Origin of the sequence: Arthrobacter citreus, from assembly GCF_038405225.1 — a bacterium.
Taxonomy (GTDB): Bacteria; Actinomycetota; Actinomycetes; order Actinomycetales; family Micrococcaceae; genus Arthrobacter_B; species Arthrobacter_B citreus_A.
Genome location: NZ_CP151657.1, coordinates 1,986,599 through 2,002,924 on the forward strand (window position 1 = coordinate 1,986,599; position 16,326 = coordinate 2,002,924).

The following is a 16,326-nucleotide window of genomic DNA, read 5'->3' on the forward strand; positions in this document are numbered from 1 at the left end:
GGTAACAGCCAGTTCAACCAATTAAAATAATTGGTATCAATAAACTTGGCACACTATTGAGTTCTCAAACAACAGATGCATCCGAAATACTCGGAAAAACAATGTAATGTTTTTCTTTTCTCTTCGCTGCAGTGTTTCTTTATTCTATTTCATCCGGCCGGTTTTAGCAATTCGGGATAATTCCCGGTATTTACTTCATTTCGTCCGGCTGAACCCGCCACGAAGCTTCCGGATATTCTCCGTTGCTGTGTGTTGGGGTTTTGCCGCCGTTTCCGGGAGTCTCACTTGCAGATACACCTTGCAGTGTCTGTCAGGCGCTCACCGGGGCAACTCACTCAACTTTACACAGCCCCGGCGGTCCGCGCAAACCGCAGGAGTGTGACCTCCTGCACTTCACGCCAAATCCGTGCCGCTCGTCCCCCGCCCCTCCTAAGAGAGTGCTGTAGGAAACGAAGAAAGCCGGCCTCCAGACGCCCGGCAGCTCCGGAAATCCGGAGCCGGCGAGAGCTGGAAGCCAGCCTTCATCAGGGCCGTTAAAACTATACGGTTGCCACTTCGACCGTTGCAAGGGTCCGCTTGCCGCGGCGCAGCAGCAGGTACTTGCCATGCAGCAGTTCGCTGGCGGCAACCACGGTGTCGGCGTCGGTGACCTTGTGGTTGTTCACGTACGCGCCGCCTTCGGCCACGGTCCGGCGTGCGGCCGAGTTGCTGCCCGAGAGTCCGGATGCCACGAGCAGGTCAATGATGCCCAGGCTCCCGGCGTCGACAACCACACGCGGAAGCTCCGCGGTTGCCGCCGTCAGCGTTGCCTCGTCCAGCTCAGAGATCTCGCCCTGGCCGAACAGCGCTGCGGAGGCGGCAATGACCTTGTCCGTTGCTTCCGTCCCGTGGATCAGGGATGTCACGTCGTAGGCAAGGCGGCGTTGGGCGGCGCGCTTGTGCGGCTCCTCTGCAACGGAGCGTGCCAGTTCTTCAATTTCCGCCTTGGGGAGGAAGGTGAAGACCTTGAGCCGGTCCACGACGTCGGCGTCCGGGGTGTTCAGCCAGAACTGGTACATCGCGTACGGGCTGGTCATGGCGCCGTCCAGCCAAATGGCGTTGCCCTCGCTCTTGCCGAACTTGGTGCCGTCGGAGTTGGTGATCAGCGGGGTGCCCATGGCGTGGACATTTTTGCCCTCAACCTTGCGCACCAGTTCGGTGCCGGCCGTCAGGTTGCCCCACTGGTCCGAGCCGCCGGTTTCCAGCACGCAGTTGTAGTTGCGGAAGAGCTCGAGGTAGTCCATGCCCTGGAGCACCTGGTAGCTGAACTCGGCGTAGGAAATGCCCTCGTCGGAGTTCAGCCGGGAGGAGACAATCTCCTTCTTGATCATGGTGCCGACCCGGAAGTGCTTGCCGACGTCCCGCAGGAAGTCGAGAACACTCATGGGAGCGGTCCAGTCCAGGTTGTTGACCATCTGCGCGGCGTTCTCGCCCTCAAAGCTGAGGAAACGCTGAACCTGTCCCTGCAGGTAACCGACCCATTCCGAAACGGTTTCCTTGGTGTTCATGGTGCGCTCGGCCGTCGGGCGCGGATCCCCCACCAGTCCGGTGGAGCCGCCCACCAGAGCCAGCGGGCGGTGCCCGGCCAGTTGCAGCCGGCGCATGGTCAGCAGCTGCACCAGGTTGCCCAGGTGCAGGCTCGGCGCCGTCGGATCAAAACCGCAATAGTAGGTGATCGAATCCCCGGCGAGCAGTTTCTCCAGTTCGGCCTCGTCAGTGGAGACATGGACGAGTCCACGCCACTTCAGTTCCTGCCAAACGTTGTCGAAAGTCGGATCATTCTTCTGGGCGCTCAGGCCCGCTGGGGTTTGCGTAGTCACGTTTTCCAAAATATCAGTCTTCTTCTTCCACAATGCCAGCGGGAATCGGCCCCGCGGCAATAAGACGCAGCCGCTGGGTGGGACGGGTCATCGCCACGTACAGGTCCCCGACCTTTCCGGCCGCTGCGGTCAACAGCTCTTCCGGCTCCAGGATGACGACGCCGTCGAACTCCAGTCCCTTGGCTTCCCGCGGCGAGGTCACCACGATGTCCTGCTCGATCCCGCCGGCACCGGTGCCGAGGCGACGGCCGTACACGGCACCGACTTCGCGGCGCACGGCGTCGAGGTGGTGTTCCTCGGCGATGATGGCCAGCAGCCCGCCTTCGAGGGAATCCAGGTCCTCCGGGAGGGTCTCCATCAGGCGGGGAATTAGTCCGCCTTCGGGCACCCGGTCAATGAACGGCGCCCAGCGGCCCTCGCGGACAGCCTTCGGCGCTGACACCACAAGACCGGCGGCATTGGCCATGCGTACCGCAGCTTCGGCGATCTGTGCCGGGGTCCGGTAGTTCACGGTCAGTTCCTCAAGCGTCCAGCGGTCCCCCACGAACGGCGTCAGGGCCTGCTGCCAGGAGGTTGCTCCGGCTGCGGAGCTGGTCTGGGCAATGTCGCCCACAACGGTGAAGGACTTCAGCGGGCACCGGCGCATGAGCAAACGCCACTGCATGGCGGACAGCTCCTGCGCCTCGTCCACCACAATGTGGCCGAAGGCCCAGGTGCGGTCGACGGCGGCGCGGTCTGCCGCGGTAAGGCGGGCCTCCCCCACCATGTTGTGGTCCGCCAGGTCCTCGGCCGTCAGGATGCCGTGGGCGCCGGAATCCTCCAGGAAGCCCTCGGTGTTCTCGATGGCGCGTTCGGCGTTGGCCAAATCCCGCTTGCGCTGTTCCTCGCGCAGGGCGTGGTCGCGTCCGGCCGAGGCATCCAGCTCTCCCAGCAGCTCCGCCGCCTCGTCCAGCAGCGGAATGTCCGATTCGGTCCACGGCGCATCCGGGCTGCGGCGCAGCAGGCGCAGTTCCTCAGGGCTCAGATCAGGTGCAGCCGCCTCCAGGTGGCCCGGCTTGCTGAAGAGTTCGGAAAGAAGCTTCTCCGGCGTCATCGGCATCCAGCACAGGTTCAGGGCAACGCGCACATCACGGGAGCTCCGCACATCCTCGGCCAGGTAGGCACGGTCGGTGCTGTTGCCGGCGCCGGCCGATTCCTCGAGCTGGTCCGTCAGCTGCTCGGTGAGCTCACGCAGCAGGATCTTGACGAACGTCACCCGCGCTTCATTGTGCGGCTTGCCGGTGGCGCGGGCCTTGTCGCGTGCCCGCTGCACCATTTTCGGCGTCAGGCTGAGGATGGTGCCCTCAACGTTCAACCGCCGCGGTTCCAGGACCAGGCGCTGACGGTTGGCGACGGCGTTAGCCACCACCTGCGCCATGCCGATCCGACCCTTGATCTCGGCGACGTGGGCATTCTCTTCCTGCACCGCGTTGATGCCCGGCATCAGCTGGCCGAGGCTGGACATGACGACGCCGGTTTCACCCAGGGAGGGCAGCACCCGTTCGATGTAGCGGATGAAGGCGTTGGACGGGCCAACCAGCAGGACACCGGCGGACTTGAGCCGTTCGCGGTGCGTGTACAGCAGGTAGGCTGCGCGGTGGAGCGCGACGGCGGTTTTGCCGGTGCCCGGTCCGCCCTGCACCACCAGGGTGCCGGCCAGCGGTGCACGGATAATGCGGTCCTGTTCAGCCTGGATGGTGCCGACAATGTCGGACATCTGCCCGGTGCGCTTGGAGTTCAGGGCCGCCAGCAGCGCGCCCTCACCCTGCAGCGCAGCCTCCTCCTCAAGCATGGTGTAGTCCAGGACATCGTCTTCGATGGCCTGCACGTTCCGGCCCTTGAGGATCAGGTGGCGCCGCCGCCGGACGCCCTGGCGCTCAAACGCGGTGGCCTGGTAAAAAGTGCCCGCTTCCGGGGCACGCCAGTCGACCATCAGCCGCTGGAGGTCCTCGGTGGAGAGCCCGATGCGGCCAATGTAACGTTCCTCGCCGTCGTCGAGGTCAAGCCGGCCAAAAACCAGCCGGTCATCCACGGCATTCAGCTGTGCCAGGCGGTCCTCATACATGGTGGCAAAGGCGTCGCGCTCGGAGCGGTTCTGGTGTGAACCGGCCGAGTGGCTGCGCCGTACCTGGGCCAGCTGTTCGCGCTTTTCCTCGCGGAGTTCATCGAGTCGCTGGTACAAACCGGCGACATAGTGTCGCTCATGTTCCAGCTCGTGGTGGGCAGAAGACGTTTCAGGCATGTTCGCGTTCCCTCTCGCAAAGGCAGACCGTCAAGTTTAGCGCGCATTTGGACTTTTTCCATGCATTGAGCTAACCGGGTGAGACCGGCCCTTGCCGGGATGATCGTGGTGCGCCATAAGGGGCGCGATGACCGGGCGCCTCAGCGGCCGCCCGGTCATGACATGGAGCGTCTAGTAAGCGGTCAGGGCGTGGACGGGATAATCGTGAAGCGCGGTGCGCCCGCCGAGGTCACGCAGTTCGAGCACGACGCCGAAACCGGCAACAACTCCGCCGGCCTTCTCGATCAGGCGGGCCGTGGCGCCGAGCGTTCCGCCGGTGGCCAGCACGTCGTCGAGGATCAGGATCCGCGAACCGGCCGGAAAATCGTCCTGATGGACCTCAAGCGTGTTCTCGCTGTATTCCATGGAGTAGCTTTCCGAGTACACCTCGCGCGGCAGCTTGCCGGGCTTGCGGACGGTCAGTACGCCCTTGCCGGCGGCATACGCGGCGGCTGCGGCCAGGAGGAACCCGCGGGCCTCGATTCCGGCCACGTAATCAAAGCGGCCCTCGTACTGGGCCAGCAGGGAATCCACGACGGCGCGGAAGGCCTCTCCGTCGGCGAAAACGGGGGTCAGATCGCGGAAGACCACGCCCGGCTTGGGGTAGTCCGGCACCACTGCGCCCAGGCGGTCGATGGTGTCGGCTATGGATTCAGTGTTCTGCGCGGCGTACGCGGGCGTTTCTTTCACCCATCCACCTTACCGGCTGGCGCGCTGAACGGCCTGACCCGTTTGGACAGCTGTGGCACTTGTCTCGCCGCTCCCACCATCAAGCGTCCCTGGGACAGCGGGAGCACCCGCCCACGGGAGCGCTCCGGGCCTTGGCTGATGGCTAAGCGGAGTAATCGGCTAGGAATAAAGGGGCAACAGGAGCGGGTTGGAATGGTGCACGCCCTTTGCACAGGGCACTGAATTAACCGCACCAACAGTCAAGGATTGCAATACATATGGCTAACCTGCACAAAGTGCTTCAGAACAAGATCGGATTCGGCACGGCCCCGCTGGGAAACATGTTCCGGAACATTCCGCAGGAGGAGGCGCTGGCAACGGTGGAAGCCGCGTGGAACGAAGGCATCCGCTACTTCGACACCGCCCCCTTCTACGGAGCAGGCCTGGCGGAATCGCGCCTGGGCGAGGTCCTCTCTCAGCACAACCGCGATGAGTATGCGCTGAGCACCAAAGTGGGACGGCTGATCCTGGACGAGGAGGAGGAAAAAGGCTCCGGCCTCTTCACGCACGGACGTTCGAACAAAATCGCCACTGACTACACGGCCGACGCGACCCTGCGGTCCATTGACGAGAGCCTGAAGCGGCTGAAGACGGACCGGCTGGACTTCGTATTCATTCATGACACGTCGCGTGACTTCCTCGGTGACGAATGGGTCACGAAGTTCGACGAGGCGAGGACGGGCGCGTTCCGGGTGCTCTCCAGGCTCCAGGACGAAGGCGTGATCAACGGCTGGGGCCTGGGCGTCAACACCACCGAGCCCATTGAGCTGGCCATGGACATGGATGAAGCGGCTCCCACAATGAGCCTCTCCGCCACCCAGTACACCCTGCTGCAGCACGAACGTGCCCTGCAGCGCATGATGCCGGTGGCGCAGGAGAAAGGCGTCGGCATCGTCGTCGGCGGGCCGTTCAACTCCGGCGCCCTGCTGGGCGGCGACTACTTCGATTACGCCGAGATTCCCCCGCAGGTCAAGGAGCGGATCTCCGCCCTGACGGAGATCGGCCGGCGGCATGGTGTAAGCCTGAAGGCCGCTGCGCTGCAGTTCTCCACGGCCCACCCCGCCGTCGCTGCGGTCATCCCGGGCTCCAGCCGGCCGGAACGGATCAAGGAAGACGTTGCCGCGATGAAGGCTGAGATTCCCGGCGCCTTCTGGGACGAACTGCTGGAAAAGAAGCTCATTTCAGCACAGGCTCCGCTTCCGCGTTCCTAGCAGCTGCTTCACGGGACGGCGTTCGGGATGGCACTCATCCCGAACGCCGTTCTGCGTTTCACGGGCGCAGGGCCGTCGCTCCTGCGGCCGTCCGGTTCCTCGCGACGGCGGGGCGGTATTTGGAGACCGTGGGATCGCCGGTGAGCCAGAACCGCCAGGGATATTCGGTGCTGCCGCCGGGTCCGCTGACGCCCACCCGCGGGCCGGTGGAGACCAGGTGCTCCGCCACCGGATCGGTGGGCAGGTCCAACCGCAGCGGGGCCGAAAAGACGTCGGCACCGTCCAGGGCACGGTTGATGCCCAGGGCCTGCGCCAGCCGCGCGGGTCCGCGCGCCAGGTCAAGGTCGGTGCGCGGGTTGTTACGGCGTTCCCGGGCGGTTTCGAGCCCGTCGATAATCTCGCCCGCCCGCAGCAGCAGTCCCGTGGCCTGCCCTTCCTCGCCGCAGACCACGTTGGCGCAGTAGTGCATGCCATAGGTGAAGTACACATAGAGGTGGCCCGCGGGACCAAACATGGTGTTGTTCCGGGCGGTGCGTCCACGGAAGGCATGCGACCCGGGGTCCACGTCCCCCATGTAGGCCTCCACCTCCGTAACGCGGACACTTACCGGCTCCCCGCCGTCGTCGTGCGTCAGGATTGAACCGAGCAGGAGGCGGGCCGCATCAGTGGCCGGCACCGCAAGCCGTGTACGTGCGCTTGTCTCTTCCATGCCTTCGACCGTAGCAAGGTGCGGCGTGTGGAACGGAATTTCACCGGCGGCAGCCGGGGCCCCGTCCCGCTTTAGATCATGGAGCGGTAGAACCGCTGCAGCGCTGCGAGCCGGTGGGAGTTGGGGTGAGTGGTGCCGCCGTCGAGCTGATCGCGCACTGCATCGAGCGCGGCGTGCCAGTTGGCAAGAAGCGCTGCGGTTTGGTCCTGGCTTCCCGTAACGGGCTGGCGGATGACAATGCGGGTTTCCTCGCCGTCGTCGGCCGCCTCCAGCTGCGCCTGCCCGCCCATTCCCATCCTTCGCCCGACGGCGTCGACTGCGGCTTCCACGTCTTCCGCGGGTGCGCGGTACCAGCGTTCAAAGACCAGCTCCGCATCGGATCCCGTGCCCGAGACCTGTCCCATGCTCGGGGAAACGTCAAAGTCCCTGGCATAGGCGTCCCGCAGGGCCAGCCATTCCCCGGTGCTGTCCGGATCCGGGTCCCGGCCCGCGGCAACGCTGGCAAACGAGTTAAGAATGCCCTGCCAGCCGGCGCTGCCTTCAGCCAGGAAATCGGGACTGTCAGTGCGGGATCTAAAACACAGCAGCGCTCCCCCGTCACTTTCCAGCACCTGCCACTCCAGGACGGATTCCAGCCCCAGCTCGTCCTCCCAGGTGATCTGCAGGCTGGAACGCGGTTCAAGCTGCAGCACGGTCCCGGAGTTGCTGGCCCCCTGCATGTCCAGCGTGTATTCCTTGCCCAGCTGCCACCCGGGAGTCACCTGCCCCAGCCAGCGGGACACCTTGGCGGGATTGGTCAGGATGTCCCAAATGTGCGCCGTCGGATAGTCAAACTGGCGGTCGAACGCGACCGCGTATCCGTCAGTGAGTTTCTCGATGCGGCCTTCGGGGACCGGTGCAGAGCTGAGGCGTTCCGCCATGGGTTGTCCTCCTGTCCGGGAGCTGCCGGGATGGACTGGTCCCAGCGTAGCGTCCGGGGCAGAGGGTCCGTAAGCCTTGTCCCGCATGCGCGGGCCCGGAGTGCCGCACCCATCTTCCGGGTCCGCCGACGGACTCTAGTTGGCGGGGATCCCCGAGGGCCAGGGCAGGAGTTTCGGCAACTCCACGCCGTCGGCTGCGGCTTCTGCCCGGAGGCTGCCCAGGTTAGGCGTGCGGCCGGCAAGCCATGCTGCGATGTCGGTTGCCATACCGTTCACGGCGATGGTGCTGGACGCGGTTTCTCCCGGGGCGGAGCTGCCCAGCAGCCGGGAGGGCAGGGCGAGCGGCTGCAGCCGGAGACGGATTCCGGCAGGGACGCGTGCTGCGAGGAAGCTGAACAGGTGTTCGCAAAACTGGGGTGACCAGGTGTCCGCTTCCTCTCCCAGGCCCAGGCCCAGGTCCGTCAAGTGAATGACCAACTCCCTCCACAGGGCAAGCCCGCCGTCCCGGACAACACCGTTGCGGTAGGAGATCGGGGCGTTCCACCCGGACTCCTGAAGTCCGTGGAAAGCCTGGAGTGCGCCGTCCAGGGATTCGCTGAGTGCTTCCCGGTGGCGGTCGGCACTGCGGACGGCAGCTTCTTCGATGGCACGGTTCCTGCCGTCGGCACCGCCGTCGTACAGCTCAATCGTTTCGCCGCGGGATGCGTACTCGAGTTGGCGCGCCATGCCGTCGGCGACACCTGCCACGTGGGCCAGCACATGCCCGCGGGACCAGCCCGGAAGGCGCGAGGGGGCACGGACGTCGTCGTCCGTCAGTGACGTGATGCGCTCCTGCAGGGCGGCAGCCGCGGCATCAAGATTCGCCAGCAGCTGCGACGGAGTGGGGCGGGGCGCCGGTTTGGGCACCGAGGGGGAATCAGCGGATTCAGGGAGACCAGTCATGGACCCACCCTAGGGGCACGACTGCGAAATCCGGGGCAGCCGGGATACCGGCGGTGTCGGGGTGTCCGCCGCTGGCCGTCACAGGTCATAGCGGTGGCGGATGTGCCGCCGCGCCGGATCGGCCTGCCAGAACTCGATTTCTCTTGGTTGCAGTGCGTACAGCTGCCATTCGGGGTTGGTGCCGCCGTCGGCGCTGGGCCGTTCCGCCCAGTCCCGCGCGGAGGCTGACTCGGAGAGCAGGACCACGGTGCCGGCCAGGCGGACCTGCCGGCCCATCTCAGACCAGTAAAAGTTCATGGCCGCACGCGGATTCTCCGATAGTTCCCTGCCCTTGCGGGAGGTGCGGGCTGTGGCGAAGTGCCAGCCGTCGTCGTCGAGGTCTTTCAGGATGAGCATCCGCGAAGACAGATTCCCGGCGGCGTCCGCAGTGGCCAGCGAGAAGGCATGCGGCTGGCGGACCCCGGCGGCGAGGGCCTCGTCGAGCCAGGACCGGAACAGGTCGGAGGGATCCGCCGGAGCCGTAGCGGGATCGAAAGCGGGGAGGTTGTCGGGGAAATCGGGCAGGGCGCGCAGCATCCGCCGGAAGGAGTCGCTCATGGCCCCAGCGTAGCCGCGGGGATCGCCGTGAGGTATGAGGATCCAGCAGCTGTTGGGGCAAGTCCTAGGTGCCGGGCCGAGGCGGCCGCTGGGCACGTCAGGGCGTTCGGGGCATTTCATCGTGCAGATAAGGGGCTTTCAAAGGATCCTTCGTGCAGATAACGGGCCTTCAAAGAATCCTTCGTGCAGATAACGGGCCTTCAAAGAATCCCTCGTGCAGATAACGGGCCATCAAACAATCCTTCGCGCAGATAACGGGCCCAAAAGCCTCTTTTTGCCCCGGGAAAGCCCTTGATCTGCACTATGGATTGTTTGAAGCCCCTTGATCTGCACGAGAGATGCGAGGAAAGGCTCCCCCACGCACCGGTGGCACTGAAACGCACTAAAACTACTGAATTAATCGCCGCACGGGACCACGGAACTCACGGACCCCCACGGAGTCGCTTTTCCCCTGGACAAAACCCGTCCGAACGCAGCAGTGCCCCCGCGAAGAATCTCCGCAGGGGCACCGAGCGGCGCGCTAGTCAGGGGTTCGGGAACCGGCCGGACCTGAACCGGTTGGGCTAGTCGACTTTCAGCTAACCGGTTTCAGCTAGGCGACGTAGCTCCGGACAGTATCGAGCTGGTTTTTCAGCGCGGCCAGCTGCTGCTCCACGGCCGAGCGCGCGGTGCCGCCCTGCGCGCTGCGGCTGTCCAGCGATCCTTCGGTACTCAGCACCGTCCGGACCTCCGGGGTGAGGTGCTCCGAGATTCCGGCGTAATCCTCATCCGTCAAGTCCCACAGCTCGACGCCGCGGCCCTCCGCCAGCTGCACGGCGGAACCGGACAGCTCGTGGGCTTCACGGAACGGAACGCCCTGGCGCACCAGCCACTCGGCAATGTCGGTGGCAAGGGCAAAGCCCTGCGGCGCGAGGGCCTGCATGCGTTCGGTGTTGAACGTCAGCGTGGCGATCATGCCCGAGACCGCCGGAAGCAGGACCTCCAGGGTGTCCGCGGCATCGAAAACCGGTTCCTTGTCCTCCTGCAGGTCGCGGTTGTACGCCAGCGGCAGGCCCTTGAGCGTGGCCAGCAGGCCGGTCAGGTCACCGATCAGGCGGCCGGCCTTGCCGCGGGCCAGCTCGGCCACATCGGGGTTCTTCTTCTGCGGCATGATGGACGATCCGGTGGAGAAGGCATCATGGAGGGTCACGAAGGAGAATTCCTTGGTGGCCCAGATGATGATCTCCTCGCTGATCCGGGACAGGTCCACACCGATCATGGCCGCCACCCAGGAGAACTCGGCGTAGACGTCGCGGGATGCGGTGCCGTCAATGGAATTCCATACGGCGGAATCGAAACCGAGTTCAGCGGCGACGGCGTTGGGGTCCAGGCCCAGTGAGGAACCGGCCAGCGCGCCGGAGCCGTACGGGGACACCGCAGCCCGCTTGTCCCAGTCCATCAGGCGCTGCACATCGCGCAGCAGGGCCCAGGCGTGGGCCAGCAGGTGGTGGCTGAGCAGCACCGGCTGGGCGTGCTGCAGGTGGGTGCGGCCGGGCATGGCCACACCCAGATGCTTCTCCGACTGCTCCACCAGGGCATCAACGGTCGCCAGCACACCGGCGGCGATGATGCGGGCGTGGTCGCGCAGGTACATCCGTCCCAGGGTCGCGATCTGGTCGTTGCGGGACCGGCCGGCGCGGAGCTTGCCGCCCAGCGCCGGTCCGGCACGCTCGATCAGGCCGCGTTCCAGGGATCCGTGCACGTCCTCATCGGACTCCGCCGGCGTGTAGGCACCCGAGCGGACGTCGGCGTCGAGCTGGTCCAGGGCGGCGAGCATGCCCTCGAGCTCGGCGTCGTCGAGCAGGCCGGCGGAGTGGAGCACGCGGGCATGTGCCCGGGAGCCGGCAATATCGTAGCCGGCAAGCCGCCAGTCGAAGTGGGTGGACTTGCTCAGCGCCGCGAGGGCGTCGGCGGGACCGCCGGCAAAGCGGCCGCCCCACAATGCGCCCTGGACTGTGGAACCCGCAGCAGGGGTTCCGGCCGGATCAACCGGCGGCTTGCCGTGATTCATTTCTTACTTACCTTCTGCCAAACGCTGGTCGCGGCCGGAGGCCACCTTGGAGGACATGCCGAACAGCTCGATGAAGCCGCGCGCCATGGACTGGTCGAAGCTGTCACCGGTGTCGTAGGTGGCCAGGTTGAAGTCATACAGCGAGGAATCGGAGCGGCGTCCGGTCACCACGGCACGGCCGCTTTCCAGCGTCATGCGGATGTCGCCGGAGACGTACTTCTGGGTGTCATCGATGAAGGCGTCCAGGGACTTCTTCAGCGGGGAGAACCACTGGCCGTCGTAGACCAGTTCGGTCCAGCGCTGGCCGACGGTCTTCTTGAAGCGGGCCTGCTCGCGTTCCACCGTGACGTTTTCGAGCTCGCGGTGGGCGGCCATCAGGGCCATGGCACCGGGGGCTTCGTAGATTTCGCGGCTCTTGATGCCCACGAGGCGGTCTTCGACGATGTCGATGCGGCCAATGCCCTGGGCACCGGCGCGGCGGTTCATTTCCTCGATGGCCTGCAGCGGAGTGACGGGCTTGCCGTCAATGGCAACCGGCACGCCTTCCTTGAAGGTGATGACCACTTCGTCGGCGGGCAGGCCGGCGGCGGGATCGGAGGTGTACTCGTACACGTCCGGGGTGGGTCCGTTCCAGATGTCTTCCAGGAAGCCGGTCTCCACGGCGCGTCCCCAGACGTTGGCGTCAATGGAGAACGGGTTCTTCTTGGTGGTGACGATCGGCAGGTTCTTTTCCTCGGCAAAGGCAATGGCCTTGTCGCGGGTCAGGGCCAGGTCGCGGACCGGAGCGATGCACTTCAGGTCCGGGCCCAGTGTCTGGATGCCGACTTCGAAGCGGACCTGGTCGTTGCCCTTGCCGGTGCAGCCGTGGGACACGGTGGTGGCACCGAACTGGCGGGCGGCGGCAACCAGGTGCTTGACGATCACCGGACGCGACAGTGCCGAAACCAGCGGGTAGGAATCCATGTACAGGCCGTTGGCCTTCAGGGCCGGCATGCAGTACTCCGAGGCGAATTCGTCCCGGGCATCAGCAACGTAGGCCTCGACGGCGCCGCAGGAAAGGGCGCGCTGGCGGATGGTTTCCAGGGATTCGCCGCCCTGTCCGACGTCGACCGCAACGGCGATCACTTCGGCACCGGTTGCCTCGGCGATCCAGCCGATGGCCACCGATGTATCAAGGCCACCGGAGTAGGCCAGAACAATGCGTTCGCTCACGAAATTCGCTCCTCTTGCTTGGTGCAGCCCCTGCGGGCTGCTTGTTGATGAAGGTAGATGGAAAGTTTGGGGGCAGCTACAGGATGCGGCTGTCCGGCGCCTGGCCGTTGGCCGTGGCTTCATCCGCGATGCGCAGGAACCGGGCCGCGACGTCGGCGCCGCCGTCGGGATCGCGGGTCACCATGAGCACGGTGTCATCACCGGCGATGGTGCCCAAAATCGTTGGCATCACCGAGTGGTCGATGGCCAGGGCCAGGAAGTTTGCCGCGCCCGGAGGGGTGCGCAGCACCACGATGTTGCCGGAAGCCTCCGCGGTGACCAGCAGTTCCCCGCAGAGCCGGGCCAGCCGGGCGTCCAGGACTTCCTGGGTGACTCCGGATTTGGGTGCCCGCTCGCCGCCTTCGGAGGGCACCGCGTACACCAGCACCCCTTCCTTGCCGCGCATCCGCACCGCGCCCAGTTCCACCAGGTCCCGGGACAGGGTGGCCTGGGTGACCTGGACGCCGTCGTCCGCGAGCAGGGCGGCAAGTTCAGCCTGGGACCGGACCGAGGATCCGGTCAGGAGGGCCCGGATGCGGGCCTGGCGTGCGGTTTTTGTGGCCGGCATGCTCATGATTTACCCTCCGGAACACCGGTCAGGCCTGAACGGGCCATGAGCCACACCATCAGGGCTTTCTGCGCGTGCAGCCGGTTTTCCGCCTCGTCCCAAACCACTGACTGCGGACCGTCAATGACGTCGGCCGAGATTTCGTAGCCACGGTAGGCCGGCAGGCAGTGGAGCACGACGGCGTCATCCGCGGCGTGTGCCATCGCTGCGGTGTCCACGGCGTAGTCGCGGAAGAGCTCGGAGCGGGCGGCCTTTTCATCCTCCTGGCCCATGGAGACCCAGGTGTCGGTGGCCACGACGTCGGCTCCGGCCAGCGCCTCTGCCGGATCGGTGGTGATCATCACCGAACCGCCGGTTTCCTCGGCGCGGGCCGCGGCGGCGTCGACAATCAGCGGATCCGGCAGGTACCCCACCGGCCCGGCCACCCGGACGTGCATGCCGGCGGTGACCCCGGCCAGCAGGTAGGAGTTGGCCATGTTGTTGGCGCAGTCGCCCAGGTAAGTCAGGGTCAGGCCGGCCAGGGTGCCCTTGTGCTCACGGATGGTCATGAGGTCCGCCAGCAGCTGGCACGGGTGATAGTCATCGGAGAGCGCGTTGATCACCGGAACAGCGGAATTCGCCGCCATTTCCTCCAGGCCGGACTGAGCGTAGGTGCGCCAGACGATGGTCGAGACCATCCGTTCCAGCACCTTGGTGGTGTCAGCCACGCTCTCCTTGTGTCCAAGCTGGGACTCCCCCGCGCCGATGATCAGCGGCACGCCGCCCAGATCGGCGACGCCGGCGGCAAAGGAGACCCGGGTGCGGGTGGAGGTCTTGTCGAAGATGACCGCGACCGTCTTGCGGCCGGTGGATTCACCGGCAAACGGCTGGTACTTGTAGCGGTCCCGCTTCAGCGCGTCGGCAAGGTCCAGCACTTCGGTCTGCTCGGCCTGGGTCAGGTCGGTGTCGACCAGGAAATGGCGGGTCATGATTTTCCTTCTGTCGTGCCGGCGGACCGGGCGGTGGCCAGGATCCCCGGCAGGGCGTTCACAAATGAATCGGCCTGGGCGCGGGTGAGGATTAGCGGCGGTGCCAACCGCAGGGTGCGCGGACCGGTGGAATTGATGATGAATCCGGCGTCCAGAGCTGCGGAAACCGCGGCGGGAGCACTATCTTCAGCCAGGTCGAAGCCGATGAGCAGCCCCTCTCCCCGGACTTCGGCGACGCCGGGAACCGCGGCCAGCGCGGCGCGCAGGTGGGCCCCGGTGTCCCGGACCTGCTCCAGCAGTCCGGTGGATTCAATGACATGCAGGGTCGCCAGTGACGCGGCGGTCGCCACCGGGTTCCCGCCGAAGGTGGTGCCGTGCTGGCCCGCGGAGAGCAGCGACGACGCGGTGTCGCCGAAGGTGATCAGCGCACCCACCGGGAAGCCGCCGCCCAGGCCCTTGGCCAGGGTCATGGCGTCGGGCAGCACGCCCTCGGAGGCAAACCACGCTCCGGTGCGGCCGATGCCGGTCTGGACTTCGTCCACGATCAGCAGCGCACCGGCGGCGGCCGTGATGTCCCGTGCCGCCTGCAGGTATCCCACAGGAAGCGGACGGACTCCGGCTTCACCCTGGATGGGTTCCACGAAGACAGCGGCAACGGTGTCATCCACTGCGGCCCGCAGTGCCTCCACATCTCCGAACGGAACGTGCTCGACTCCCCCGGGCAGCGGCTCAAACGGCTGGCGGTAGGCCTTTTTGGCGGTCAGCGCCAGCGCCCCAAGGGTCCGGCCATGGAAGGCTCCGTCCAGCGCAATGATCCGGGTGCGCTGCACGGCACCCTCGGGGCTGACGGAGCCGGTGTTGCGGCGGGCCAGCTTGAACGCTGCCTCATTGGCTTCCGTGCCGGAGTTGGCGAAGAAGACCTTCGACCCCTCCGGCGCGCCGGCAAGCTGCAGCAGCTTCTCCGCCAGGGCCACCTGCGTGGGGCTGGTGAAGAAGTTGGACACATGGCCCAGGGTGGCCAGCTGGCTGCTGATTACCGAGGTCAGGAAGGGGTGTGCGTGGCCCAGAGCGTTGACGGCGATGCCGCCGAGCAGGTCCAGGTATTCCCTGCCGTCTGCGTCCCAGACGGTGCAGCCGCTGCCGCGGACCAGGACGCGCTGAGGCGTTCCGAACACTCCCATCAGGGAGGATCCGTAGCGGCGCAGCCAGTCCGAGGAGGATCCGGTCAGTTCCGCCAGGGCAGTCTCGGCTTCGATGTTCTTGCTCGTAACACTGCTCACTGCTTCTCCTCCGGAATAACCTGGGTGCCGATGCCGGCGGTGGTGAAGACCTCCAGCAGCATGGAGTGGGCCATCCGGCCGTCCACGACGGCGGCGCGGTCCACTCCGCCGTCAACCGCTGCCAGGCAGGCGCGCATCTTGGGAATCATGCCTGCTTCCAGCGACGGCAGCATCTCGCGCAGTTCCCCGGCGGTGAGCGAGGAAATCAGGGAGGACTTGTCCGCCCAGTCCGCGTACAGGCCCTCCACGTCGGTGAGCACCACCAGCCGGGATGCGCCCAGGGCGACGGCGAGGGCTGCCGCTGCGGTGTCCGCGTTGACGTTGAGCACCTGGCCGGTGGGGGCGCCGTCGTCGTCCACTTCCGGAGCCACTGTGGAGATGACCGGAATCCGGCCGGCCTCGAGGAGGTCCACGATGGCGCCGGGGTTCACGCCGGTGACTTCGCCGACCAGCCCGAGGTCGACTTCTTCGCCGTCCACCACCGCGCCGATGCGTTCGGCCCGCAGCAGCGCGCCGTCTTCCCCGGAGAGTCCGACGGCGTAGGGGCCGTGGGCGTTGATCATGCCGACCAGTTCGCGGCCCACTTGGCCGGTGAGGACCATGCGGACGGCGTCCATGGCCTCGGGCGTGGTGACGCGCAGGCCGCCCTTGAACTCGGACTTGATGCCCAGCCGGTCAAGCAGGGCACTGATCTGCGGGCCCCCGCCGTGCACCACCACGGGATGGACGCCCACGTGGTGCAGGAAGACGATGTCCTCGGCGAAGGCCTGGCGCAGTTCGTCGTTGACCATGGCGTTGCCGCCGTACTTGATGACCATGATGGAACCGGCGAACCGCTGGATCCACGGCAGCGCCTCGATGAGGGTGGCGGCCTTGTCCTGGGCGGCCAGCTGTTCCTTGGCTTCTGTGGGTGTGCTCATGA

The 16,326-nt window shown here is 66.0% G+C and carries 14 protein-coding genes; 1 reads left to right on the plus strand and 13 read right to left on the minus strand.

Going from position 1 to position 16,326, the window contains the following annotated elements; translation table 11 throughout:
* Positions 1-539: 539 nt before the first annotated feature.
* The 3 genes from tyrS to AAE021_RS09225 form a co-directional block, all read right to left on the minus strand.
* A complete protein-coding gene (gene tyrS / locus AAE021_RS09215) occupies positions 540-1,859 on the minus strand; it encodes a tyrosine--tRNA ligase (RefSeq protein ID WP_342022052.1) in 1,320 nt (439 codons plus the stop codon).
* A 13-nt stretch (positions 1,860-1,872) separates the two neighbouring features.
* Entirely contained in the window at positions 1,873-4,140 is a 2,268-nt protein-coding gene (locus tag AAE021_RS09220; RefSeq protein ID WP_342022053.1) for a HelD family protein, read from the minus strand.
* A gap of 171 nt (positions 4,141-4,311) precedes the next feature.
* On the minus strand, positions 4,312-4,869 hold the full coding sequence (locus AAE021_RS09225) for an adenine phosphoribosyltransferase (protein ID WP_342022054.1): 558 nt from the start codon (positions 4,867-4,869) through the stop codon (positions 4,312-4,314).
* 257 nt (positions 4,870-5,126) lie between these two features.
* Between AAE021_RS09225 and AAE021_RS09230 the strand changes: the two genes are divergently transcribed.
* Complete coding sequence (locus AAE021_RS09230; RefSeq protein ID WP_342022055.1) at positions 5,127-6,119, plus strand: aldo/keto reductase; 993 nt, start codon at positions 5,127-5,129, stop codon at positions 6,117-6,119.
* A 58-nt stretch (positions 6,120-6,177) separates the two neighbouring features.
* On the opposite strand, the gene AAE021_RS09235 is transcribed toward AAE021_RS09230, so the two are convergent.
* The 10 genes from AAE021_RS09235 to argB form a co-directional block, all read right to left on the minus strand.
* Positions 6,178-6,828 carry a DNA-3-methyladenine glycosylase gene (locus AAE021_RS09235; RefSeq protein ID WP_342022056.1) on the minus strand — a complete coding sequence of 217 codons (651 nt, stop codon included), beginning with the start codon at positions 6,826-6,828 and terminating at the stop codon, positions 6,178-6,180.
* A gap of 71 nt (positions 6,829-6,899) precedes the next feature.
* Positions 6,900-7,748 carry an SRPBCC domain-containing protein gene (locus tag AAE021_RS09240; protein ID WP_342022057.1) on the minus strand — a complete coding sequence of 283 codons (849 nt, stop codon included), beginning with the start codon at positions 7,746-7,748 and terminating at the stop codon, positions 6,900-6,902.
* Between the two features lie 135 nt (positions 7,749-7,883).
* Positions 7,884-8,690 carry a maleylpyruvate isomerase family mycothiol-dependent enzyme gene (locus tag AAE021_RS09245; protein ID WP_342022058.1) on the minus strand — a complete coding sequence of 269 codons (807 nt, stop codon included), beginning with the start codon at positions 8,688-8,690 and terminating at the stop codon, positions 7,884-7,886.
* A gap of 78 nt (positions 8,691-8,768) precedes the next feature.
* Positions 8,769-9,287 (minus strand): pyridoxine/pyridoxamine 5'-phosphate oxidase, encoded by a 519-nt coding sequence (locus AAE021_RS09250; RefSeq protein ID WP_342022059.1) that lies wholly within the window; start codon positions 9,285-9,287, stop codon positions 8,769-8,771.
* A 592-nt stretch (positions 9,288-9,879) separates the two neighbouring features.
* On the minus strand, positions 9,880-11,337 hold the full coding sequence (gene argH / locus AAE021_RS09255; RefSeq protein ID WP_342022060.1) for an argininosuccinate lyase: 1,458 nt from the start codon (positions 11,335-11,337) through the stop codon (positions 9,880-9,882).
* Between the two features lie 3 nt (positions 11,338-11,340).
* Complete coding sequence (locus AAE021_RS09260; RefSeq protein WP_342022061.1) at positions 11,341-12,549, minus strand: argininosuccinate synthase; 1,209 nt, start codon at positions 12,547-12,549, stop codon at positions 11,341-11,343.
* Between the two features lie 76 nt (positions 12,550-12,625).
* The gene (locus tag AAE021_RS09265; RefSeq protein ID WP_342022062.1) at positions 12,626-13,162 is read right to left on the minus strand and encodes an arginine repressor; all 537 of its coding nucleotides are present in this window, start codon (positions 13,160-13,162) and stop codon (positions 12,626-12,628) included.
* Positions 13,159-14,124 (minus strand): ornithine carbamoyltransferase, encoded by a 966-nt coding sequence (argF, locus tag AAE021_RS09270; RefSeq protein WP_342022063.1) that lies wholly within the window; start codon positions 14,122-14,124, stop codon positions 13,159-13,161. The genes AAE021_RS09265 and argF overlap by 4 nt, the downstream gene beginning before the upstream one ends.
* Positions 14,121-15,404, minus strand: a complete 1,284-nt coding sequence (locus AAE021_RS09275) for an acetylornithine transaminase (RefSeq protein WP_425362378.1) — start codon at positions 15,402-15,404, stop codon at positions 14,121-14,123. The genes argF and AAE021_RS09275 overlap by 4 nt, the downstream gene beginning before the upstream one ends.
* The gene (argB, locus tag AAE021_RS09280) at positions 15,401-16,324 is read right to left on the minus strand and encodes an acetylglutamate kinase (protein WP_342022064.1); all 924 of its coding nucleotides are present in this window, start codon (positions 16,322-16,324) and stop codon (positions 15,401-15,403) included. Before argB ends, AAE021_RS09275 begins: the two co-directional genes overlap by 4 nt.
* Positions 16,325-16,326: the final 2 nt, after the last annotated feature.

Coding starts and splice junctions, on each gene's coding strand:
- AAE021_RS09220 (WP_342022053.1), bottom strand. CDS start 4,140: ATGCCTGAAACGTCTTCTGCCCACCACGAGCTGGAACATGAGCGACAC.
- AAE021_RS09230 (WP_342022055.1), top strand. CDS start 5,127: ATGGCTAACCTGCACAAAGTGCTTCAGAACAAGATCGGATTCGGCACG.
- AAE021_RS09235 (WP_342022056.1), bottom strand. CDS start 6,828: ATGGAAGAGACAAGCGCACGTACACGGCTTGCGGTGCCGGCCACTGAT.
- AAE021_RS09240 (WP_342022057.1), bottom strand. CDS start 7,748: ATGGCGGAACGCCTCAGCTCTGCACCGGTCCCCGAAGGCCGCATCGAG.
- AAE021_RS09245 (WP_342022058.1), bottom strand. CDS start 8,690: ATGACTGGTCTCCCTGAATCCGCTGATTCCCCCTCGGTGCCCAAACCG.
- AAE021_RS09250 (WP_342022059.1), bottom strand. CDS start 9,287: ATGAGCGACTCCTTCCGGCGGATGCTGCGCGCCCTGCCCGATTTCCCC.
- argH (WP_342022060.1), bottom strand. CDS start 11,337: ATGAATCACGGCAAGCCGCCGGTTGATCCGGCCGGAACCCCTGCTGCG.
- AAE021_RS09265 (WP_342022062.1), bottom strand. CDS start 13,162: ATGAGCATGCCGGCCACAAAAACCGCACGCCAGGCCCGCATCCGGGCC.
- argF (WP_342022063.1), bottom strand. CDS start 14,124: ATGACCCGCCATTTCCTGGTCGACACCGACCTGACCCAGGCCGAGCAG.
- argB (WP_342022064.1), bottom strand. CDS start 16,324: ATGAGCACACCCACAGAAGCCAAGGAACAGCTGGCCGCCCAGGACAAG.